The following is a 21061-nucleotide window of genomic DNA, read 5'->3' on the forward strand; positions in this document are numbered from 1 at the left end:
CCGGATCCATGTGGGACAGCATCCGCAGTCAGCTGTATTACGATCCCCCGGCAGGCCAAGGGCCTGCCGGACGGGTCCTCGCGGCACTCGAAAGCGCCTTTCTGGGCATCTCGGTGCTGACCATCATCGTGCTCACGCTGGTGATCTCGATCTCTGTCATCGGGCGCAACGTGTTCGCGGCGCCCATCCCCGACGACATCATCATCGCCGAGAACATGATGCCGCTGATCGTCTGCCTGCCCTTCGCGCTGGTCACGGCGCGGCGCGGCAACCTCGAGGTCGAGATCTTCACCGGCTGGCTGCCGGTCCGCGCCAACAACGCGCTCAGCGCCCTCGGGCACCTGCTGGGGTTCCTGTGCTTCACCGCCATCGCGTGGTGTGTCTGGGACGGCGTTCTGCGCGATCTGGACACCCGGCAGTACTACGAAGGCATGCTTCATATCCCGGTCTGGCCCGGCAAGGTCATCTTCGTCCTCGGCGTCGTCACCTTCTGCTTCAGGCTCCTGCTCAACACGCTGTCGGACATCCGCCGCACCGTGACCGGCGAGGAACTGGCGCCGCACGACGTCCCCCAGCTCGACTAGACACTTCAAAGACAGGTCAAATCCATGGATCCGGTCACGCTCGGCACGCTCGCCCTGCTGCTTCTCCTCGCCCTGCTGATCCTGCGCGTGCCGATCGGCTTCGTGCTCAGCACCGTTGCCATCATCGGCATGTTCATCATCTTTGCCTGGCCCGAGGGCCGCGCCTTCAACCCGGACCGCGCGGTGCGGCCGCTGACCGCGTTCCTCGGAACCGACCCGTTCTCGTTCACCAAGACCTACTCGTTCACGATGGTCCCGATGTTCATCGCGCTCGGCCATCTGGCGCACCGGGCGCGGTTCACGACGGACATGTTCTATGCCATCCGCATCCTGCTGCCGAACCTGCCGGGCGGGCTGGCCATCGCGTCGATCATCGGCTGCGGCGGCTTCTCGTCCATCTCGGGCTCCAGCGTCGCCTGCGCCTCGGCCATGGGCCGGATCGCGGTGCCGGAGATGCTGAAATACGGCTATTCCAAACCGCTCGCCACCGCATCCGTCGCGGCGGGCGGCACGCTCGGCTCGCTGATCCCGCCCTCGCTGGTGCTGGTGATCTATGGCATCTTCACCGAGCAATCGATCGGCATGCTGTTCATCGCGGGCATCCTGCCGGGCCTGATCAGCATGCTGGGTTACGTGCTGGCGATCCTGTTCTGGGTCGGGCGCTATCCCGACGCGGCCCCCAGCAACTTCCAGCCCGCCACCCGGCAGGAGAAGTGGGAAGCCGCGATGCGCATATGGCCGATCGTCACCATCTCGATCATCGTCGTGGGCGGCATCTACTCCGGCTTTCTGACCGCCAATGAAAGCGCGGCCATCGCCGTCGTCGCGGCGGTCATCATGGGCTTCATGACCAAGCGCCTGACGATGAACCTGTTCATTAACGCGATCGTCGAGACCGCCTTCCAGACCTCGGTGATCTTCGTCATCGCGATCGGAGCCAAGCTGCTGGTGACCTTCGTCGGCATGACCGGGATCGCGAACAACCTCGTGGAATGGACCATCGGGCAGGACTATTCGGCCATGTATGTCCTGTTCCTCGTCTGCCTGCTCTACCTGATCCTCGGCACCTTCCTTGACGCGGTCGGGATCCTGCTGCTGACCCTGCCGCTGACGATCCCGATCATCGAGGCGCTCGGCTTCAACCTGATCTGGTTCGGCATCATCGTGGTCAAGCTGATCGAGGTCGGGCTGATGACGCCACCTGTCGGGATGAATGTCTTCGTCATCAAGTCGGTGGTCGGCAAGGAGATCGGGCTGGTCGACATCTTCAAGGGCACGACGGTCTTCGTCATCTCGGACCTGATCGTCCTCGGATTGTTGATCGCCTTCCCGATCATCGCGCTACTGCTGCCACAGGCGATGTACTGATGGGGGGCCAGACAAGCATGTCGATGCAGGACAAGGACCGCGCCGCGATCGAGGCCTTTCTCGCCGGGTCCTCCCTTGGCGATGTCCGGGTCATCTCGGCAGAGCGGCTGTCGGGCGGCGTGTCTTCGGACATCTGGAAGGTGGCGCTGACCGACCGGACTGTCGTGGTCAAGCGCGCCCTGCCCGCCCTGCGCGTCGCGCAGGTGTGGGAGGCGCCGCTGTCGCGCAACGTGAACGAGGCGAACTGGCTGGAGGTCGTGGCCGGGATCGCCCCTGCCGCCGTGCCACGCGTCGTTCACCGCGATGCGGAGGCCGCGATGTTCGCGATGGAGCACCTCGATCATCCGGTGTGGAAGTCCCTGCTCAAGGCCGGGGCGATCAACCCGGATTTCGCGGCGAAGGTCGGCGATACCGTCGGCCTGATCCACGCACGGACAGCCGGCCAGCCCGAGATCGCGGAACGGTTCGACACCGGTGACACGTTCAACGCGCTGCGGGTCGAGCCCTACCTGCTGGCCACGGCCCGCGCCCATCCCGATCTGGCGGACCGGCTGGAGCCGCTGGCCGCCGCGACGCTGGGGACCAACCGGGTGCTGGTGCATGGCGACGTCAGCCCCAAGAACATCCTCGTCGCACAGGGGCCGATCATCCTTGACGCGGAATGCGCGTGGTATGGCGAACCGGCCTTCGACCTTGCGTTCTGCCTGAACCACCTGCTGCTCAAGTGCCTCGTCGTGCCCTCGGGCACCGCGGCGCTGCTGACCGCCTTCGACCGGATGACGGCGGCCTACCTCGCCTGCGTGGACTGGGAACCGGCAGCCGAGGTCGAACGCCGCACCGCGCGGCTTCTGCCTGCGCTGCTGCTGGCCCGGATCGACGGCAAATCGCCCGTCGAATACATCGACACAGAGCCTGAACGCGACCGCGTGCGCCGGATCGCGCGCCCCCTGATCCAGACCCCGCCCGAGACGCTGGCGGCGGTCAGAACCGCTTTTCATGAAGGTCTCGACCATGTCTGACAGCACCATCAGCGCGGTTCATGCCCGCAGGCTCTGGGATTCCCGTGGGCGTCCCACTGTCGAGGTCGAGATCACTCTCGCATCCGGCGCTTCGGGCCGTGCGATTGCGCCCGCAGGCGCATCGACCGGCAGCGGCGAAGCGGTCGACCTGCGCGACGGCGGCATCTCCTTCGGCGGAATGGACGTGACCCGTGCGATCCATGGCGTGAATGCCGAGATCGCGCCATGTCTGGCCGGAATGGACGTTCTGGATCAGGTCGCGCTGGACGAGGCGATGATCGCGCTGGACGGCACGCCTGAACGTGGACGCCTGGGCGGGAATGCCATCGTCGCCACCTCGATGGCCGCGCTGCATGCCGCCGCCGCCGCGCGGGGCCTGCCGATCTGGAAGCACATCGCGGGCGATGCCAGGGTCCGGATGCCCATGCCCGAGATCCAGATCTTCGGCGGCGGCGCCCATGCCGCCCGCCGCGTGGATATCCAGGACTTCATGATCATGTGCCCCGCCGCCGGCAGCTTTGCCGAGGCGCTGGACTGGACGGCCGAGGTCTATCGCCATGCGGGCCGGCTGATGCAGGAAACCGACCGGCTGCAGGGGGTCGCGGACGAAGGCGGCTACTGGCCCGCCTTCCGGTCGAACGAAGAGGCGCTGGACGCGCTGATGCTGTCTATCGAACGCGCCGGGTTCAGGCCCGGCAAGGATGTCGTCATCTCGCTCGACGTGGCCGCGTCAGAGCTGGGGCGGGACGGCATCTATCGCCTCGCGCTCGATGACAGCTCGCTCGAAACAGATGACATGATCGACATGCTGGGCCGCTGGCTGGACGCCTACCCCATCCTGTCGATCGAGGATCCGCTGGCCGAGGACGACACCGAAGGCTTCCGCGAATTCACCCGCCGCTACGGCACGCGCTGCCAGATCATCGGCGACGATTACCTCGTCACGAATGCCGCGCGCGTCCGGCAGGCGGCCGAGGACAGGGCGCTGAACGCGGTGCTCATCAAGCCGAACCAGACCGGCACGATCACCGAAACCCGCGCCGCGCTGGACGCCGCAAAGGCCGCAGGCTTCGCCGCCATCGTGTCGGCACGTTCGGGCGAGACCGAGGATACGACGATCTCGCACCTGTCGGTCGGACTGGACGCGGGTCAGTTCAAGGTCGGCTCGTTCTCGCGCTCCGAGCGGATGGCGAAGTGGAACGAATGCCTGCGCATCGAGGAGGCGCTCGGCCCCGACGCGACCTATGCGGGCTGGGGGTCGCTCAGCTTCTCCGGTGCGTCGGGGCCGGACGGTCGGGCGGAATGACGACTTTGGCAAGATCGCACGATCCGCTATCAGCCCCTGCGGTGCCATTGTAACGAGGAGGTCGGCCGCGTGCCCGATCAGAAGAACAAGATGGTGACGACAAAGGACGTCGCAGAGGTGGCCAAGGTCTCGGTCTCGACCGTGGGCCGCGCGCTGGCCGACGACCCGCGCATCAGTGAACAGACCAAGACACGGGTCAAGCAGGTTGCCACACAGCTCGGCTATGTCGAGAACCTGCCGGCGCGGCTGATGCGGGGCGGGCGCAGCAACCTGATCGGGCTGATGCTGCCCGATATCCGCAACGCCTTCTACGCCACCATCGCCGAGGCGCTGTCGGACTGCTGCAGCGCCAAGGGCCACCAGCTGGCCCTGTCGCTGGCCAACGATCCGCAGACCGAGGCGCGGCACATCAAGGAGCTGGTGAGCGCGCGGGCGGCGGGCATGGTGATCGTCCCCTCGGTCCATCCGACAAGGGAGTCGCTGGCTCTGCTCAAGAACCTGCCGCACGTCCAGCTGCTGCGCCGCGCCGCGTCGATTGGCGCGGCTTCGTTCGGCATCAACGACGAGGCCAGCATCCACGAGGGCACCCGCCACCTGCTGGAACTCGGCCACCGCCGCATCGCCTATGTCGGCGGCACCGAGGAACTGTCGACCGGGCGCGACCGCGTGGCCGGCTACCGCCGCGCGATGCGGGAATTCGGCATCGGTGCCGACCAGATGATCGAGATCCTCGGCCCCGCCTCGTCGCCCGAATTCGGGACACAGGCGATCGCCGATCTCCTTGCCTCGCCCGACCGTCCGACCGCCGTTCTGGTCAGTACCGTGCGGATCACGCAGGCGATCCTCGAGTATCTCCACGAGCGCGGCATGGCGTCGCCCGAGACCCTGTCAGTCGTAGGTTTCGGCGACTCGCCCGAGTTCAAATGGTGGGGGCCCGGCCTGACCACGCTCCGCATGCCGATCGAGGAACTGGCGACCAGCTGCGCCCTGTGGCTGTTCCACCAGCTCGAGGTCGGGGCCACCACCGATCCCAAGTATCACTCCACCGTCCCGGCGACGCTGATCGTCCGGGGCAGCACCGCGCCCTGCGTGTCGCCCTAGACCGCAGACCGGCGATCCGACATCAGAACCGGAGACCCCATGTTCCCCTTCCGTTACCTCGAACACGCGGCGCTCGGCCGCGAGGACAAGATCGCCGCACGGGACGAAACCCAATCCTGCACTTACGGCGAACTTCTGGCCCGCAGCAATGCCGTCGCCGCGGGTTTTCAGAGCCTGTCGGGAAAGGAACGCCCCACCGTCGCCCTGCTGGGCCCCAACAGCGTCGACATGCTGGTCTGCCTGATGGCAGTCCATGCCGGCGGCGCGGTGCTGGTGCCGCTGAACGGACGCAACGCGGGCCCGGAACTGGACGCCCAGATCGACCGCGCGCGGCCCGACATCGTGGCGGTGGACCCGATGTATCGCGACAAGATCACCCGGACCGATCCGCGCATCGTCATCGTCGGCGACAGCGATGGCTCCGAAATGACGCTGGCCGAAGTTCTGGACAGTTTTGCCGGGCAAAAGGCCCTGTGGTCGGCCACGCTGGACGACCGGAACGGGATTAAGTTTACCGGCGGGTCCTCGGGACAGCCCAAGGGCGTGACCCAGACCTTCCGGGTCATTGCCACGCTGATCGCCTCCATGCATTTCGCCTTCGAATTCACCGAGGATGACCGCTATCTCTGCGCCGCGCCGATGACCCATGGCGCAGGGTCCATCCTGCTGCCGGTGCTGGCGAGGGGCGGATCGGCCTTCCTGACCACGAATGTCGATGCCGGCTACCTGCTGGACGTCATGGAACGGGAACGGATCACCGCGACGTGGATCCCCCCTACTCTCTTCTACCGGCTCATTGAGGAGCAGAAGGCCCGGCCCCGGTCCCTGCCTGCCCTGAGCAACCTGATCTGGGGCGGCGCCACGGCCTCGCCCCACCGGATCGAAGAGGCGCAGCGCGTGTTTGGCCCTGTAATAGAGACATCTTTCGGCCAGACCGAGGCACCGATGATCCTGACCGTCGCGCGCGGGCCCGAGTTCATGGACGACCGCCGCCGCACCTCGGTCGGGCGGGTCACGCCCTTTGCCGAGGTCGCCATCATCGGCCCCGACGGCACCCATCTGCCCGCAGGGCAGGAAGGCGAGATCTGCGCACGCAGCGACCTGGTGATGAGCGGTTACCTCGACATGGCCGAGGAAACGGCCAAGACCATCGTCGATGGCTGGCTGCACACCGGAGACGTCGGCGTTCTGGACGAGGACGGGTTTCTCTACATCAAGGACCGCATCCGCGACGTGGTGATCTCGGGCGGTTTCAACGTCTACCCTTCGGATGTCGAGGCGGCGCTGAACCTTCACCCGGCGGTGGCGGAGTCCGTTGTCTTCGGCATCCCGGACGAGCAATGGGGCGAACGGGTGGAGGCCGCGATCGAGTTGCGACCCGGCCAGGACGCCTCGAGCGCGGACATCATCGCCTTCTGCAAGACCCGCGTCGGATCGGTGAAGGCGCCAAAGGCCATCCACGTCGTGGCCGACCTGCCCCGCAGCCCGGTCGGAAAACTGCTGCGGCGGGAGGCGAAGCAGGCGATAATCGCGGCCATGGAACAGGGCGCGACCTCGTGAAGTGAGTCAGCGATTTCGATCGACCCGAAGTGATGGCGTCGGGTCGAAATGTGAAGTGATGGGAGACAGCATGACACAGAGCGAACGCTTTACGGCGGGCCTTGCGATCTTTGCCGAGATGTTCGGCGAGGAACGCGCGCGAATGCGGGCTGGCAAGTCCAGTCCCGAAGACACCCGGCTGGGCGATCTTCTGATGGATTTCGCCTATGGCGACGTCTGGGCCAATCCGGTCTTCACCCGCCGTGAGCGCTCGCTGATGACGATCGCGCTGCTTGCGGGCATCGGGCGTCAGGATGAACTGGAGGCGCATCTTGGGGCCGCCCTCGCCAACGGCTGCACCGAGGAGGAGCTCTACGAGGCCATGATCCACGTGATCCTCTATTGCGGGTTCCCCGCCGGGATTTCCGGGCACAGGACAGTGAAGAAGGTCCTGGCCTCGCGCGACGACATGGCATCGTCTGAGCCGTAAGAGACACTGTTTTCACGGCCCCCCTGCCCCGCCGACCTCTGTCACGCGCGGTCCCAAAGGCTGGACACCGGGACCGCGGCCAACCGCTCGCCGAATGGCACGACATCCTCGCTGTCGTAAAGGACCGCCCCGAAAGCGAACCTGTCGCCACAGGCTGCGGCGAGCGTGCGCAGACCCGCGAAATCGGCGGAGCGCACGGTGGCAGACGCCTTGACCTCGATCCCGACGATCATGCCATCGTCCCTCTCCAGCACCAGATCGACCTCGCGCATCTCCTGATCGCGAAAGTGGAAGGCGTCCAGCCGCATCTCTGAGCCAGAGATCAGTTTGAGGACCTCGGCGAAAACGAACGTTTCGAGCAGCGGGCCGAACAGGTCGCGGGTCTTGCGCACCCGATCGAACGTCAGCCCCCGTGTCGCCGCAAGCAGCGCCGTGTCCAGAAAGTGAAGCTTGGCCGTTTTGGTGATCCGCTTGATCGCGTTCGTGTGCCAGGGCGGCAGGGTCGCCACCAGAAAGACCTGTTCCAACAGTCCGACGTAGCGCTGGCCGGTCTTGTGGCTGACGTTGATACTCGACCCTAACTGGGAGTAATTGACCAGCTGGCCGGAGTGTTCGGCCAGAAAGCGGACGAACCTCGGCAGCTCGGTCAGCTTTTCGATTTCGGCAATGTCCCGCAGATCGCGGGTGAGCACCGAGGTCAGGTAGGAGCGCGCCCAGTCCTGCCGCCTGCGTTCGCTGGCGCGCGAAAGCGCCTCGGGGAAACCGCCCGCCAGCACGATTTGCAGCAGATCCTCCCCTACCACCGGCGCTTTGGGAGCCTGCACATGTCCCGTGTACATCCGGTCGAGGAAGGTCGGCACAGCGTCATGGAGTTCCGCCTGTGCGAGCGGGAGCATCGTCAGTGTTTCGATGCGGCCGGCCAGACTGTCGGAGACCTTTGGCAGCGTCATGACATTGGCCGAACCGGTCAGCAGGAAGCGACCGGGCCGATAGTCGTCATCGACGGATTTCTTGATCGCCAGCAGGACGTCCGGTGCCCGCTGAACCTCGTCGATCGTTGCGTTGTCGAGCCCCCTGACAAAGCCCTGAGGGTCAGCCCGTGCCGCTTCGAGTGCGGTCGGATCGTCCAGAGTGATATATGGGCGGCCTTCTTCGCCGACCGATCTCGCCAGCGTCGTTTTGCCCGCGCGCCGAGGTCCGATGATGAGAACCACCGGAGTGTCTGTCAGCGCTTCCCTGACGCGGGGTGCTAGGAGTCTTTGATACATGGTGCGACGGGGTTGGACTGGTTTGGTTTCTTGGGTAGTTGGGAACTAGGGGCCTGTCAATTGGAAGGCATCGGCCCGGAGATTGGGAGGCAGGTATCCGTTGGTTGGGTTTTATGTTTGTTGTTCTGTGGATTTGAATGCGAGGCCTTGAGTTCTTCTACTCGTCGACGGAACGCTCCTTATCCGCCCATTCCAAGAATGTTGGCCATGGCCAACTCTTCACCTGTTTGTCCCAAGAAGGCACGCGATGTCGTCGTCAACGCCAGCTTCCCTGCTTTCTGTGAGGCGCGGTATGGCCTCGATTGGCGGCGACCAACTGCAAGAGGTAGGCATCGGGATGGATGATGTCGTCGATAAGACCAGCAATCCGGTTCAATGCTTCCAATGCAGGAATGAGCCCCAAGGACACGACGGCTTGTGACAGCGTTGACGCTCTCATCCCTAGCATGGTCCCGAAGTCGAACAGTATCCTTTGCAGGCTATGAAGATCGCGGGGTGGGTCGGGAAAGAAGGGTACGATGTGAGTCATCGAGAACCATCTGTCGGTCCCCTGCCCCGTTTCTTTAGTATCTGGTTTTACCGGTTCTTTGTGCCGGACGTTTTGTCCGGCGCTGGCGGTCCGTTGGCCGGTTTGCGTGTGTTGGCATTCGGGGCCACGGGGTTGGTTGTTGCAGTCCTCTGCCCGAACCAGAAGCTCTGACAATACCGCGGACAACCTGCCGATCATCTCGCGCGCGATGGCGACCGTCGCGCCTACCCGCCGCATGGAATTGCGCGCGGCGTCGAGCAAAGCCAGCGTCTCGGCGTCATCCGTCAGGGCGAGACACTCCGCGCACAGCTTCTGTAGCCGGGCGCGCAAACCCCGCAGTTCGGCTTTCTGCTGTCGATGATGTTCGGCCATATCGAACAGCTCACGTGACCGGGCGAGAAGCGGCGAGAGGTCGATTCCGAAGGCGCCGATGATCTTGCCGCCCTGCTTGATCGGGAACCGCTTGCCATTCGCGCTGTCCCTGCGCCGGATCAGACCGGCGTCCTCCAGCCGTTCGAGGTGGCGCCGCAGTTGTCTGTCGGTGATGCCCCTCGCGCGAAAGCAAAGCGTGTCATTCGCGGCGTAGACCGTCAGCAGGGTTGCAGGCGTGATGAGGCCATCACGGCCGGTCCGATTGTCCCGGCACGGCAGACAACTTAGCAGGGCGTCCAGCACGACGACCGAAGCCGCCCGGAGGCCGAGGCTGCGTGCCGTGGTGTTGACCGCGGCCATCAGGTCGCGCCGCAGAACGGGGGTGAAGTATGGTTGCAGCTCGACCGTGCCCATACCCTGAAAGGGCAGGGGGCTGCTTTCGACACAGCTAGACTGTGCCCCGACCGTCATGGCCGTTGCCTGTTGGTGAATCATCCGATTTCAGACGGCAAAAATAGACCGGTCACCGAGATCGGTGTTGCAGTGATTCGATTTTGGGGGTACCAATAAAGTGCTAGTAAATCGGGACCCTCTGGAGTGCTTCACCGCCTTCGGGGGGTTTCTTTTTGCGCTTCTGTCTGCCTCCTTGCTGCTCTGGTTTGCCTGTTTTTGTCAGGTTGTCCACGGACAACCCAATCGTTTCAATGCCTTACGACGGCGGCGGATTCACTTGCCGCCATTCGCCTTCCAGTCCCGATACAGCTGATCCAGCTGATCTTCGACATAGGCGATAAACCCCTTTTCCTTCGCCTCGGCCACCTGGATCGTCAGGCGTCTGTCGCGGGACGCATAGGATACCGACGATCCCTTGAGCCGGGGCAGGGGGGCAGCCGACTTGGCCGACTTAGCCAGCGTCCGGGCGCTTTCCCCGGCCTGCAGGGCGCGGATCAGTCCGTTCAACCGGTCCGCGGGATCCGCGCCGTCCGGCACCATGGCCAACAACCCGGCTTCGTCCGGCGCGCCCTCTTCTCGGACAAGCCGGCGCAATTCGATCCATGGCCGCCGCCCGGCGTCGTGTGCCGCACCGATGCGGTAGATCACCGCGTCGGGCACATCCCGCGCCACGCCGACCAGCTTGCTCAGCGTGCCCTTGTCGACCGCGAGCACCTCCCCGATCTCGGCGCGGGTGAAGCCCTGATCCTCGAGACGGGTCGCAAAGATCGCCTGTTCGATAAAGCTGCGCTCCAGCCGGGCCGAGTTCTCAAGTGCCTGGGACACCAGCGCCTCGCGCTGGTCCATTTCCTTGACGTAGGCCTTCACCTTGATGCCGAGCGCACGGCAGGCGGCGATACGGCGGCGGCCATAGACGACCTCGTACCGCGGTCCCGATCCGCGCCGGTAACGCAGCAGGGCAGGAAGCTGCTGTCCCGACACGCGGATCGACTCGATGAGGTCGCTCAGACCCTCGTTCACATCGAACCGGTCGGCAATCTCGGAGTCGGCAATCTCGCTGACGTCGATCTCCTGCGCCGCCTGGGAGGACACCTGCGACAGGACATCCGACATGCTGAGCAGCGATCGGGGTTTGACCGCATCGGACTTCGCCGCCTCGGGCTCGGCGGATTTCGTCCCCATCTGGGCGAGGCTCTTGGCCAGAAGATCACGTTTCATTGCTGCCTCCGCGGCCCCATGCGGCCTGGATCATTTCCTCGACATCGTTTGAAAAGCTGATGACGGACTCGAGCGCCCGCTCGTAGGTCTTGCGGTTGCGGGCGTTGGCCAGATCGACCTCGAAGATTGTTTTTTGCGACAACCCCGCCTCGCTGACCGCCGAGGATTTCACGAACGGCGTGCGGATGACGCTGTCACCCAGAAGTTCCCGGATCCATTCTGCCAGGTCCTGCTGGGTGCTGATCGCCGTGTCGAAACGGGTCAGCAGGTAGGCAAAGTTGTCATAGGCCCCAATGCCGCCGTTGGAATGCAGCACCTCGAGCAGGCCGGACGCCATCGTCAGGAACTGGCTGGCCGAAGCGAGGTCGACCCGTTCGGGGATGATCGTCATCAGCAGCGAGGTCGAAGCGCAGACCGCCGACATCGTCAGATAGCCAAGCTGGGGCGGGCAGTCGATCAGGATCAGATCGTAATCGTCTTCGACCTGTCGCAGGGAATCCCGGATGCGGTTAAAGAACACGGGCTGTTCGCCGCGGCTCAGCGCGGTCGGCGTTTCAGTCTCGAACTCGGAGAGAATGATGCCACCCGGCACGAGATCGAGGTTCGGGAAATACGTCTTGCGCAGGACGTCAGTGATCGGCGCGCGCGTGACCTCGCCATCGTTGTAGCGGATCGCGTCGTAGAGGGTGCCGCCATGGCGGAAGTCGATTTCGGGTTGATACCCGAAGAAGGTGGTCAGCGAGGCCTGTGGATCCGCGTCGATGACACAGACACGATAGCCGCGCAGCGCCAGCCGCATGGCCAGCGTGACGGTCGTCGTCGTCTTGCTGCTGCCGCCCTTGAAGTTGACGGTGGACCAGATCTGAAGCTTGTCCCCTTCGCGCCGGCCGGGAAGGAACTGGAACGGGTTCTTGGCGCTCTGTGCGAGGATATGGCGGATTTCCAGGATGTTTTGGGCGGAATAGAGACGCTTGTTGCCCGGCCCCTGTTCGACCTCGGGGATACGTCCGTCGAAATGCGCCTTGCGCAGGTAGCCATCGCTGACCCGCAACAGTTCAGCGACCTCGGCGGTCGAGAAGCTGCGCAGGGTCTTTTCCTCTTTCGGCGCGAGGAAGAGCTTGGACATGTGTTCGAGGGCTTCGGAAAGCCTGTCCGCGTCGGCCTGCAGCTTGTCGTGCAGCACTGGATACATTTGGACTGCCCGTCCTGTTCTGCCCGATTTGCGTTACCCGCTGGACCGGTTATCATCGGTCGTAAGGAACGCTTTGAGCACGTCGTTTGTTGTTTTGTCGTTACAGATATGCCGGTTGCAAGAACAGAGCTCAAGAAAAATCGTGTCTATCCCTCTTGCGTCTGGTCCGCATCGGTCTTCCATATGCTGTAGTCGGGTCAATCCTTGTCGAGTTATCAGCCCATTCAAGAGTATGATAATAAATAGTTTTCCTGAGCTCCAGTTATCCTCAGACTTATCCCCAGCCGTGAATTCCCTCGATCCGTCAGGTTGCGCAAGTAACGCCCGGCGCGACTTTGTGGCAGGCTATGCGTCCCTAGCGTTCTCTCATCGCGATTCGAAACGAATGGTAACTGGGTGATGCGAATAGGCCTACCGCCGCGGTTTCGCGTTCCAAGCCCGGCCCGCCAAACGGGAATACCCACGCCGATGACGCTACGGGATGGCCGGCAGATATATTTATTTGGTCGCGGTCGGATGGCTGAACATCGACAAGACCGAGGGGCTGCGCGCCAAGGTCGTAGAGTCCCGTGGCACGAGGTACAATATCCTGCGGGGGGCCCGAAATCAGCCTTGTTTGGGTCTGGTTACGGCCAGCCTCTCGCGGCACGACGATACCGGACTCACTGATCTGGCCAGTCTTGCAGGCGTCCGGTTCAACCTCGGCATCAAGGGATTGATCACGGAGTGGACAGGCTGCGTAGCGACATGCCCGACGTCTCGGTCGTGGTCGTGCCCGACTGCATCCCGACGTGGCCATCTACCTGCTCGCGATCTATCCGCAGCCGATCACGCCGTTCCTCGCGCTGGCGATCCTGACCGGAACGCATATCATGGGCCGCATCCGGAGGAGGGCAATGGCATGATCGTGCGCATCGGGGCAGGGGCGGGGTTTCAGGGCGACCGGATCGGACCGGCGGTCGATCTGGCCGAGCGCGGAGCGCTCGATTACCTCGTCTTCGAATGTCTTGGCGAACGGACCATCGCATTGGCGCAGCAGGCGCGGATGGCCGACCCTACGGGCGGATTCGACCCGATGCTGGAGCGTCGGATGCGCGCGGTGCTGCGGGCCTGCGTGCGGAACGGAACGCGGATCGTCACGAACATGGGCGCGGCGAACCCGGAGGCGGCTGCCGCCCGCACCCGCGCCGTTGCGCGCGAGCTCGGGCTGGCCGGGCTGAAGGTCGCCGCAGTCACTGGTGACGACGTGCTGGGGCGGATCGGCGGCTATGTGCTGGACGAGACGGGGGCGCCTGCCGGTGACCTGGGCGAGCGGCTGGTTTCGGCCAATGCATATACCGGCATCTCCGGCGTCGTCGCGGCGCTCGACGCGGGCGCGGATGTGGTGATCTGCGGCCGGGCCTCGGATCCGACACTGTTCCTCGCTCCGCTGGTTCATGAGTTCGGCTGGGCGCGGGACGACTGGACCCGGCTTGGGCGTGGGACACTGGTCGGGCACCTTCTGGAATGCGCGGCCCAGGTGACGGGCGGCTACTTCGCCGATCCCGGCGTCAAGGACGTGCCGTATCTGGCGGGCATCGGCTATCCGCTCGCCGAGGTGTCCGAGGATGGGAACGCCGTTATCACCAAACTGCCCGGCACCGGCGGACAGGTCACGCGGGCGACCTGCATCGAGCAGTTGCTCTACGAAATCCACGATCCCGCCCGTTACCTGCAACCCGATGTGGTGGCCGATTTCTCGGGTGTCGAATTCCGCGAGATCGGCCCGGACCGTGTGGCCGTATCCGGGGCCAGTGGCGCGCCGTCGACGGGGATGCTCAAGGTCTCGGTCGGCTACCGTGATGGCTGGATCGGCGAGGGCCAGATTTCCTACGCAGGCGCCAACTGCGTCGCGCGGGGCCGGCTGGCGGTGGAGCTGGTCCGGGCGCGGCTGGAACCGCGCGCATCGGCCATGGATGAGACGCGCGGCGAACTGGTCGGCGTGAATTCTGTCTGGAGCGGCGGGGCAGGGGGGCCGCAGACCGCGGAGGTGCGGATGCGCTTTGCCGCCCGGTGCCGCGATCTGGACACCGCCCGGTTGATCGGGGAGGAGGTCGAGGGTCTCTACCTCACCGGCCCCGCGGGCGGCGGCGGGGTCACGAAACAGGTGCGCGAGGTGCTGGCCATCGCATCCACGCTGGTGCCCGCGACCGAGGTTACAACGCGCGTTCACATGGAGGAGGTGCGAGTTGAGGTTGCATGACATTGCCCACGCGAGGACCGGGGACAAGGGCGACACCTCGAACATCTCGCTGATCGCCTATGATCCGGCGGACTGGCCCGCGCTGCGCGACCGGATCACGCCGCAGCGCGTGGCGGCGCATTTCGGCACATTCCCGGCCGAAGCGATGACCCGTTACGAGCTGCCGCAGTTGCAGGCGCTGAACTTCGTCATCCGCGGGGCGCTGGCGGGCGGGGTGACACGGTCGCTGGCCCTCGATGCGCATGGCAAATGCCTGGCCTCGGTGCTGCTGGAGATGGAGTTGCCTGCGGAGGATTGAGAGCGCCGCCTTCGGGTCCTCATATGCGGTTGCGACTTGAAACTCCCCCGTCCCTGCGGAAGCTGGGGTCGCGAGCAATCCGTGACTTTGCCGGGGGAAAACACCATGTCCGACGCCGACCAGACCTTTGACGTGTTGAGGGATCACCGCTTCGGCCCCAGCCGATACCTCGAAGATTTCGAGCTGGGCGAAGAGTTCTACATCCCCTCCCGCACCATGACGTCGGCCTTGTTCGCGGCGTTCCAGCTTGCGTCCGGCGACAATGATCCTATCCACTACGACGTTGAATACTGCAAGGCGCGCGGACACAGGTCGCTGCTTGCCCACGGGATGCAGGTCCTGATCCAGACGGCGGCAGGGGCGGGTGTGTTTCCGCATCAGGTCGCCGACTCGCTGGTCGCCCTGATCGAGATCACGGGACGCCCGTTGAAACCGGTTTACATGGGCGACACGCTCTATCCGCGCCTCCGGATCACCGAGATCACGCCGCAGACCACCACGGGCGTCATCGTGTGTTCCGAGGTCTTCAACCAGGATTCCGTCAAGGTGTTCGACGGCACGCATCGGTATCTCATCCGCAAGCGACCGTCCGCCACGCGGGCGGTCTAGCGGGCGGCGCGTCCGCCGCCCGCGTTCGGCAACCGGGGCGCCCCACGCGATGTGCGAGATCATGATACCCTGTCCCTGAGACAAGCATTCACGAAACGTGTGGCTCAAGTCGCCGGAAACACCTTGCCGGGATTCATCAGCCCCTTGGGATCCAGCGCCTTCTTGATCGCCTGCGCCATCGCGTATTGCGGCCCCGGCAGATACGTCTCCAGTTGCCCTGTCTTGGCCTGTCCGACGCCGTGTTCCGCACTGAACGATCCGTTGAACCGGGCGGTGATATCGTAGAGCCGCGCGTCGAGCGCGGGGACGTGCCCGGCGAATTCCTCCTGCGACATGCCGTCCGGCGGGGCCATGTGATAGTGCAGATTGCCGTCGCCCATGTGCCCCATGACATAGGGCACCACGCCGGGCAGCAATTCGTCCAGTTCGCTGTCACAGGCGCGGACGAAATCCGGTATCTCGGAGACCGGGACCGAAACGTCATGCCGCACGACCGCGCCGCGCTGAACGCCAGCCGCGACGATGGCCTCGCGGTAGCGCCACAGGTTCGCGCGCTGCGCTTCGGAGGTGGCGAGGATCGCGTCGGTGATCGCGCCGTCCTCCAGCGCCTCGGCCAGCAGGGCTTCCATGGTGGGGCCCAGATCGTGGTCGGCGCGCGGATCGCTCAGTTCCAGCAGCACGGTCCAGTCGGGCAGGGGATCGAACGGCCGCCGGATGTCCGGGATCAGCTCTTCGGCCGTGGCGAGCGTGATGCCCGACATCACCTCGAAGCCGCAGACCGAGGATGCGGCGTGGTTGCGGGCGATCGACAGTAGCTTCAGCGCGCCGTCCAGATCGTCGAGCGAACACAGCGCCGTCGCGTGCACCTTGGGCGCGGGGAACAGCCGCAGCACCGCGCCCGTGATCACGCCAAGCGTCCCCTCGCTGCCGATGAACATCTGCTTGAGGTCATAGCCCCGGTTGTCCTTCACCAGCCGCCGCATCCCGTCCCATACGGTGCCGTCTGCCAGCACGACCTCCAGCCCCAGCACCAGCGCGCGGGTGTTGCCGTACTGGATGACGTTCAGCCCGCCCGCATTGGTGGCGATGTTGCCGCCGATCATGCAGGACCCTTCGGCCCCGAGGCTGAGCGGGAACAGCCGGTCCGCTTCTTCCGCCGCGTTCTGGATGTCGGCGAGGACGCAGCCGGCGTCGACCGAGATCGTGAAATCCGACGCGTCCACGGACCGGATCCGGTTCATCCGCCGCAGCGAGATCACGACCTGGTCGCCGCTGGCATCCGGCGTCGCCGCACCGACGCGGTTGGTGTTGCCGCCCTGCGGGACAATCGCGATCCCGTGCTCGGAACACAGACGCACGATCTGCGACACCTCTTCGGTGGTCGCGGGTTCGCAGAAGGCGAGGCACGCGCCGGTGTAGCGTCCCAGTGAATCGGTCAGGCGCGGCGCAAGCCAGTCCGGGTCGGAGGGCATGCTCCGATCCGGAAGGGCCTGACGCAGTGCGTCGAGAAAGGCGCGGTGGTCATGGTTTGTCATGCTGGCGGTATTACTCCACTTCCTGCGTGCCGTCAGGCCGTTTGTAGGTGTCGAGTTTGCGGCCTTCGACCCCGCCGCGCCCGATCACATTGAGGTTCTTTATGCGGTACACGGGCCGGATCGCGTCCGCGAATGCGACGTTGAAACGCTTGAGCTCATCAAACCGTGCGATGCGGGTCACTTCCTTCACATCGATGGACACATCGGGCGATACGTGCTTTTGAGCCGCGACTTCGTCCGTGGTCTTTGCTTCGGCATGTTTTCCTCCTCATGGGCCTCTTGCCGAGGGCGGCGCGCTTGTTCCGGACACCGGGATCATATGCATTGGAGGGCAATCGAAAAAATCCAACTTGACGCTGGCAGCTATGCCGGAATTGTATCTCTTATGGATCTCCGCCAGCTCAGAACTTTCGTGCAGGTCGCCGAGTACGGTTCGCTCAGCCGGGCGGCGGATACGCTGCATATCGCGCAGCCCGCGCTGAGCCGTCAGATCCGGATGCTCGAAGAGGAACTGCAGGTGGCGCTGTTCACCCGGCACGGCCGGGGGATGACCCTGACCGATGCCGGCGCGTTGCTGCATGAACGCGCGATCGGCATCCTGAATCAGGTCGACATCACGCGGGCCGAGGTCACATCGCGGGACGGCGCGGTGACGGGACGGGTCGCATTCGGCGTGCCGCCGACGGTCGGGGACATTCTCGGGGCGCGACTGGTCCGCCGGTTCACGCGGCGCTATCCGGACGTGACGATGCGGATCGTGCCGGCCTTCAGCGGCTATCTGCTGAACTGGCTGCACAGCGGGCATCTGGACGCGGCGGTGATGTACGATCCCGGCCGCCCGGTGAACCTCGTGACCGAGCCGTTGCTGAGCGAGGACCTGTTCCTGGTCGCGCATGCCGACGATCCGCTGTCGTTTCGCGAGATACCGTTCCGGGAGCTTGCCAAGCTGCGGCTCGTGTTGCCGGGCCCGTCACACGGGCTGCGGCAGCTGATCGAGGTGGAGGCAGGCCGGCTGGGGATCCGGCTGAACATCCAGGTCGAGGCGGATGCCCTGCAGACACTCCGAGACCTCGTGCGGCACAGGGTCGGCTACGCGATCCTGCCGCGCGCCTCGGTGCACGAATACGTTCTGGCCGGCGAACTGCGCACGCACCCCGTCGTCGCGCCGACCCTGTCGCGGCGTCTCGTGATCGCCACGCCGCTCGGGGTTTCGATGTCGAACGCGACCCGCAGCTTCCTCGACGAGCTGAAGCTGGAAGTGGGCGAGATGTTCCGCAATCAGGAGTGGGTTGGGGAGTTCCTGGCCGGGTAGATCCTCGCCGAGGTATTCACATCCGGTATATCTGGTCGAGATAAATGGAAGCGGATTGAATTGCTTGCCCGCGATATAAGGCCCCCGAGACACACAGTCAGAGGATCAGACGTGACAGAGAAATCCCGGACCGGTGCTCCGGTCGCCGAGGCGTGGCCGGACGCCATTTACGATGCCCTGCGCGCGGCGGGCGTGACCCATATGTCCTTCGTGCCGGATGCGGGTCATACCCGCCTGATCCGGCGTCTGCAGGACGACCCTGAGGTCACGGTCAACGTCCTGACGACCGAAGAGGAAGGCATCGCCATCGCCGCCGGCACGTGGCTGGGCGGGGCGCGCAGCGTGGTGCTGATGCAGTCCTCGGGCGTAGGCAACTGCATCAACATGCTGTCGCTGCCGGTGCAGGCGCGGATGCCCCTGCTGATGCTGGTCACGATGCGTGGCGAATGGGCCGAGTTCAATCCGTGGCAGGTGCCGATGTCACAGGCGACCGAAGCCTCACTGAAGGCGATCGGGGTCACGGTCCTGCGCGCCGACAGCGCCGAGGATCTGGTCGAGACGGTGGAGCAGGCCGCCGCGATGGCCTTCGATTCCGACCAGCAGATCGCGGTTCTGATCGGGCAGCGACTGCTCGGGAAAAAGAAGTGGTGAACGACATGGCTCAGACATTGCAACGCCGCGAGGCCGTCAGCCGGATTCTCGCCCTGCGCCCGGACGCGCTGGTGGTCACGGGGCTCGGCTCTCCGACCTATGACGTCCATGCCGCCGGGGACAGGGATGGCAATTATTACTTGTGGGGTGCCATGGGCGGGGCCGCCCTGGTCGGGCTCGGGCTGGCGCAGGCGCAGCCTGACCGGCAGGTGGTCGTCATCACCGGCGACGGTGAACAGCTGATGGCCATGGGGGCGCTGGCGACCATCGGGGTCGCGAAACCCGGCAATCTGGAACTCTTCGTCCTGGACAACGAGCACTACGCGGAAACTGGGATGCAGGGCAGCCACACGGGGCAGGGGGTCGACCTGGCGCTTGTGGCCGGGGGCTGCGGTTTCGGCTCTGCCGTTCAGGTCGGCGACATGGCCGGGCTGGAAGGGGCGATCGGCACCAATGAAGCAGGTCCCAAGCTGGTCGTTCTGAAGATCGCGCAGGACACGCCGCCCCGGTCGCTGCCCTCGCGGGACGCGGTTTATATCAAGAACCGCTTCCGCGCGCACCTCGGACTGGTCTGACCGCGCCGACACCGGGGGGCTGAGCTAGCCCTCCGGATGCCGCAGGCGGGGCAACAGCCGCAGGATGCTGAACGCCGCGCCCAACACCGAAACGCAGGCCGCGATCCACAGCGCGGTATGCATCCCGGCCTCGGACCACAGCAGAAAGCTGACGGCGACGACGACGGCGCCGATGGCCTGCCCCAGCAGGCGCGACAGGGCCAGGACGCCGCTGGCCGCCCCGCTGCGGTCCAGTGGCGCGCTCTGCATGATCGCGACCATGTTCGGCGACTGGAACAGGCCGTAGCCGATGGCGCAGATCACCAGTCGGGCGGCAATTCCCACGATCGAGGCATCGACCGGCATGGTCGCGATACCGACGACTCCGACGCTCAGCACCAGCAGTCCGGCAAAGGCCAGCAGGCCGGGCGCGACCCGGTCGGACAGGGGGGCGGCGATCAGGGTCATCAGGGCCAGAGCGGCTGGCCAAGGCGTGATCAGCAGGCCCGCCTCGATCTGGGTGTAGCCCATTTCGACGCTGAACAGGAACGGCAGCACGACAAAGACCAGCCCCTGCACCACGAAGGCGCAGATCGACGTGGCCGAGGACAGGGCAAAGACCGGCCTGCGGAACAGATCCATCGCCAGCAGCGGCGCCGGATTGCGGCTGTCGCGCCGCCACAGCACGATCCCGAACGCCATCGCGCCCGCCCCGGCCAGCGCGACCCAGCGGATGTCGATCCGGCCTATCCCGGACAGCGCGAACAGCAGCAGCGCGAAGGTGACGGCGCAGAGCACGACCGCGATCCGGTCCACGCGCTTGCCGCTCGGGATTGTCACCGGCAGCGCGCGACGTCCCGCGAGATAGGCCAGAACGGCGCCCGCGGCTGTCACGCGGAACAGCCACTGCCAGTCGGCGATGGCGATCACGAAAGACGTCATCGGCGGCCCCAGCGACAGCGACAGCCCGACGATCATCGCATAGAGCCCGAGCCCGCGCCCCAGCCGGTGCGCGGGGTAGAGTGACCGGATCAGCGCCGGTGTGGACGCGTTAACCGCCGCCGCGCCGAGGCCGATCATCGCGCGGGATCCGACGACCGCCAGAAAACCGTCCGACAGGCCCGCCCCAGCGGATCCCGCGCCGAACAGGGCCAGACCGATAAGGCACAGGCGGCGGTGGCCGATGTTGTCGCCGAGGGCGGCCATCGGCAGCAGGGCGGCGATCACGGCAAGGTAGTAGGCGTTGACCACCCAGATCGCATTCGCGGGCGACACCCCGAGCGCGCGTGACAGCTCCGGCAATGCCGTACTGGTCATCGAGATATCGACCGTGACCAGCGAGGCGCCCGCCATGACGACGGCCAGCGCGGGACGTGACAGGACCCGGTCGGTCATCCGCGCATCCGGACTGGGACACGCCG

Annotated in this window: 20 protein-coding genes; 13 read left to right on the plus strand and 7 right to left on the minus strand. The window is 65.3% G+C overall.

The features are described from left to right. The first annotated feature begins 8 nt into the window (after positions 1–8). The 7 genes from ATO6_RS20675 to ATO6_RS20705 all read left to right on the plus strand — a co-directional run bounded on the left by ATO6_RS20675 (position 9) and on the right by ATO6_RS20705 (position 7407). Positions 9–584, plus strand: a complete 576-nt coding sequence (locus ATO6_RS20675) for a TRAP transporter small permease (RefSeq protein WP_088625954.1) — start codon at positions 9–11, stop codon at positions 582–584. 24 nt (positions 585–608) lie between these two features. Then, a complete protein-coding gene (locus tag ATO6_RS20680; RefSeq protein ID WP_088625955.1) occupies positions 609–1952 on the plus strand; it encodes a TRAP transporter large permease in 1344 nt (447 codons plus the stop codon). Next, positions 1952–2971, plus strand: a complete 1020-nt coding sequence (locus ATO6_RS20685; RefSeq protein ID WP_217899039.1) for a phosphotransferase family protein — start codon at positions 1952–1954, stop codon at positions 2969–2971. Before ATO6_RS20680 ends, ATO6_RS20685 begins: the two co-directional genes overlap by 1 nt. Then, a complete protein-coding gene (gene eno, locus ATO6_RS20690) occupies positions 2964–4277 on the plus strand; it encodes a phosphopyruvate hydratase (RefSeq protein ID WP_088626021.1) in 1314 nt (437 codons plus the stop codon). Before ATO6_RS20685 ends, eno begins: the two co-directional genes overlap by 8 nt. A gap of 69 nt (positions 4278–4346) precedes the next feature. Next, a complete protein-coding gene (locus ATO6_RS20695) occupies positions 4347–5378 on the plus strand; it encodes a LacI family DNA-binding transcriptional regulator (RefSeq protein ID WP_217899040.1) in 1032 nt (343 codons plus the stop codon). Between the two features lie 39 nt (positions 5379–5417). Continuing rightward, a complete protein-coding gene (locus ATO6_RS20700) occupies positions 5418–6938 on the plus strand; it encodes a class I adenylate-forming enzyme family protein (RefSeq protein ID WP_088625956.1) in 1521 nt (506 codons plus the stop codon). A gap of 70 nt (positions 6939–7008) precedes the next feature. Further along, positions 7009–7407 carry a carboxymuconolactone decarboxylase family protein gene (locus ATO6_RS20705; RefSeq protein ID WP_176441041.1) on the plus strand — a complete coding sequence of 133 codons (399 nt, stop codon included), beginning with the start codon at positions 7009–7011 and terminating at the stop codon, positions 7405–7407. Between the two features lie 41 nt (positions 7408–7448). Here ATO6_RS20705 and ATO6_RS20710 read toward each other — a convergent pair whose 3' ends face one another. From ATO6_RS20710 to repA, 4 genes are all read right to left on the minus strand, one after another. Beyond that, positions 7449–8621, minus strand: a complete 1173-nt coding sequence (locus tag ATO6_RS20710) for an ATP-binding protein (RefSeq protein ID WP_254919227.1) — start codon at positions 8619–8621, stop codon at positions 7449–7451. Positions 8622–8931: 310 nt separating this feature from the next. Further along, entirely contained in the window at positions 8932–10047 is a 1116-nt protein-coding gene (locus ATO6_RS20715; protein ID WP_088625959.1) for a helix-turn-helix domain-containing protein, read from the minus strand. 255 nt (positions 10048–10302) lie between these two features. Further along, positions 10303–11247, minus strand: coding sequence for a plasmid partitioning protein RepB (repB, locus tag ATO6_RS20720; protein WP_088625960.1), 945 nt, complete (start codon positions 11245–11247; stop codon positions 10303–10305). Beyond that, positions 11237–12439, minus strand: a complete 1203-nt coding sequence (gene repA / locus ATO6_RS20725; RefSeq protein ID WP_088625961.1) for a plasmid partitioning protein RepA — start codon at positions 12437–12439, stop codon at positions 11237–11239. Before repA ends, repB begins: the two co-directional genes overlap by 11 nt. Positions 12440–13340: 901 nt before the next feature. On the opposite strand from repA, the gene ATO6_RS20730 reads away from it, so the two are divergent. From ATO6_RS20730 to ATO6_RS20740, 3 genes are all read left to right on the plus strand, one after another. Continuing rightward, positions 13341–14681, plus strand: coding sequence for an acyclic terpene utilization AtuA family protein (locus ATO6_RS20730; protein ID WP_088625962.1), 1341 nt, complete (start codon positions 13341–13343; stop codon positions 14679–14681). Continuing rightward, positions 14668–14979: a hypothetical protein gene (locus tag ATO6_RS20735; RefSeq protein WP_088625963.1), complete on the plus strand. Its 312-nt coding sequence runs from the start codon at positions 14668–14670 to the stop codon at positions 14977–14979. Before ATO6_RS20730 ends, ATO6_RS20735 begins: the two co-directional genes overlap by 14 nt. Positions 14980–15084: 105 nt before the next feature. Next, positions 15085–15588 carry a MaoC family dehydratase gene (locus ATO6_RS20740; protein WP_176441042.1) on the plus strand — a complete coding sequence of 168 codons (504 nt, stop codon included), beginning with the start codon at positions 15085–15087 and terminating at the stop codon, positions 15586–15588. Positions 15589–15692: 104 nt separating this feature from the next. Here the strand turns inward: ATO6_RS20740 and ATO6_RS20745 are convergent, their stop codons facing one another. Both ATO6_RS20745 and ATO6_RS25170 read right to left on the minus strand, forming a co-directional pair. Then, positions 15693–17060, minus strand: a complete 1368-nt coding sequence (locus tag ATO6_RS20745) for an FAD-binding oxidoreductase (protein ID WP_217899041.1) — start codon at positions 17058–17060, stop codon at positions 15693–15695. A 73-nt stretch (positions 17061–17133) separates the two neighbouring features. After that, the gene (locus ATO6_RS25170) at positions 17134–17325 is read right to left on the minus strand and encodes a hypothetical protein (protein WP_176441043.1); all 192 of its coding nucleotides are present in this window, start codon (positions 17323–17325) and stop codon (positions 17134–17136) included. Between the two features lie 183 nt (positions 17326–17508). Between ATO6_RS25170 and ATO6_RS20750 the strand changes: the two genes are divergently transcribed. The 3 genes from ATO6_RS20750 to ATO6_RS20760 all read left to right on the plus strand — a co-directional run bounded on the left by ATO6_RS20750 (position 17509) and on the right by ATO6_RS20760 (position 19661). Beyond that, positions 17509–18435, plus strand: coding sequence for a LysR family transcriptional regulator (locus ATO6_RS20750; RefSeq protein WP_176441044.1), 927 nt, complete (start codon positions 17509–17511; stop codon positions 18433–18435). Between the two features lie 111 nt (positions 18436–18546). After that, on the plus strand, positions 18547–19086 hold the full coding sequence (locus ATO6_RS20755) for a thiamine pyrophosphate-binding protein (RefSeq protein ID WP_088625966.1): 540 nt from the start codon (positions 18547–18549) through the stop codon (positions 19084–19086). Between the two features lie 5 nt (positions 19087–19091). Continuing rightward, positions 19092–19661: a thiamine pyrophosphate-dependent enzyme gene (locus ATO6_RS20760; protein WP_088626024.1), complete on the plus strand. Its 570-nt coding sequence runs from the start codon at positions 19092–19094 to the stop codon at positions 19659–19661. A 24-nt stretch (positions 19662–19685) separates the two neighbouring features. Here ATO6_RS20760 and ATO6_RS20765 read toward each other — a convergent pair whose 3' ends face one another. After that, positions 19686–21035: an MFS transporter gene (locus ATO6_RS20765; RefSeq protein WP_088625967.1), complete on the minus strand. Its 1350-nt coding sequence runs from the start codon at positions 21033–21035 to the stop codon at positions 19686–19688. Positions 21036–21061 lie beyond the last annotated feature (26 nt).

Source organism: Oceanicola sp. 22II-s10i, from assembly GCF_002210105.1.
Lineage (GTDB): Bacteria > Pseudomonadota > Alphaproteobacteria > Rhodobacterales > Rhodobacteraceae > Pseudooceanicola.

Coding starts and splice junctions, on each gene's coding strand:
- ATO6_RS20740 (WP_176441042.1), top strand. CDS start 15,085: ATGTCCGACGCCGACCAGACCTTTGACGTGTTGAGGGATCACCGCTTC.
- ATO6_RS20680 (WP_088625955.1), top strand. CDS start 609: ATGGATCCGGTCACGCTCGGCACGCTCGCCCTGCTGCTTCTCCTCGCC.
- repA (WP_088625961.1), bottom strand. CDS start 12,439: ATGTATCCAGTGCTGCACGACAAGCTGCAGGCCGACGCGGACAGGCTT.
- ATO6_RS20745 (WP_217899041.1), bottom strand. CDS start 17,060: ATGCCCTCCGACCCGGACTGGCTTGCGCCGCGCCTGACCGATTCACTG.
- ATO6_RS20715 (WP_088625959.1), bottom strand. CDS start 10,047: ATGACGGTCGGGGCACAGTCTAGCTGTGTCGAAAGCAGCCCCCTGCCC.
- ATO6_RS20675 (WP_088625954.1), top strand. CDS start 9: ATGTGGGACAGCATCCGCAGTCAGCTGTATTACGATCCCCCGGCAGGC.
- ATO6_RS20700 (WP_088625956.1), top strand. CDS start 5,418: ATGTTCCCCTTCCGTTACCTCGAACACGCGGCGCTCGGCCGCGAGGAC.
- ATO6_RS20760 (WP_088626024.1), top strand. CDS start 19,092: ATGGCTCAGACATTGCAACGCCGCGAGGCCGTCAGCCGGATTCTCGCC.
- repB (WP_088625960.1), bottom strand. CDS start 11,247: ATGAAACGTGATCTTCTGGCCAAGAGCCTCGCCCAGATGGGGACGAAA.
- ATO6_RS20750 (WP_176441044.1), top strand. CDS start 17,509: ATGGATCTCCGCCAGCTCAGAACTTTCGTGCAGGTCGCCGAGTACGGT.
- ATO6_RS20685 (WP_217899039.1), top strand. CDS start 1,952: ATGGGGGGCCAGACAAGCATGTCGATGCAGGACAAGGACCGCGCCGCG.
- ATO6_RS20730 (WP_088625962.1), top strand. CDS start 13,341: ATGATCGTGCGCATCGGGGCAGGGGCGGGGTTTCAGGGCGACCGGATC.
- eno (WP_088626021.1), top strand. CDS start 2,964: ATGTCTGACAGCACCATCAGCGCGGTTCATGCCCGCAGGCTCTGGGAT.
- ATO6_RS20765 (WP_088625967.1), bottom strand. CDS start 21,035: ATGACCGACCGGGTCCTGTCACGTCCCGCGCTGGCCGTCGTCATGGCG.
- ATO6_RS20705 (WP_176441041.1), top strand. CDS start 7,009: ATGACACAGAGCGAACGCTTTACGGCGGGCCTTGCGATCTTTGCCGAG.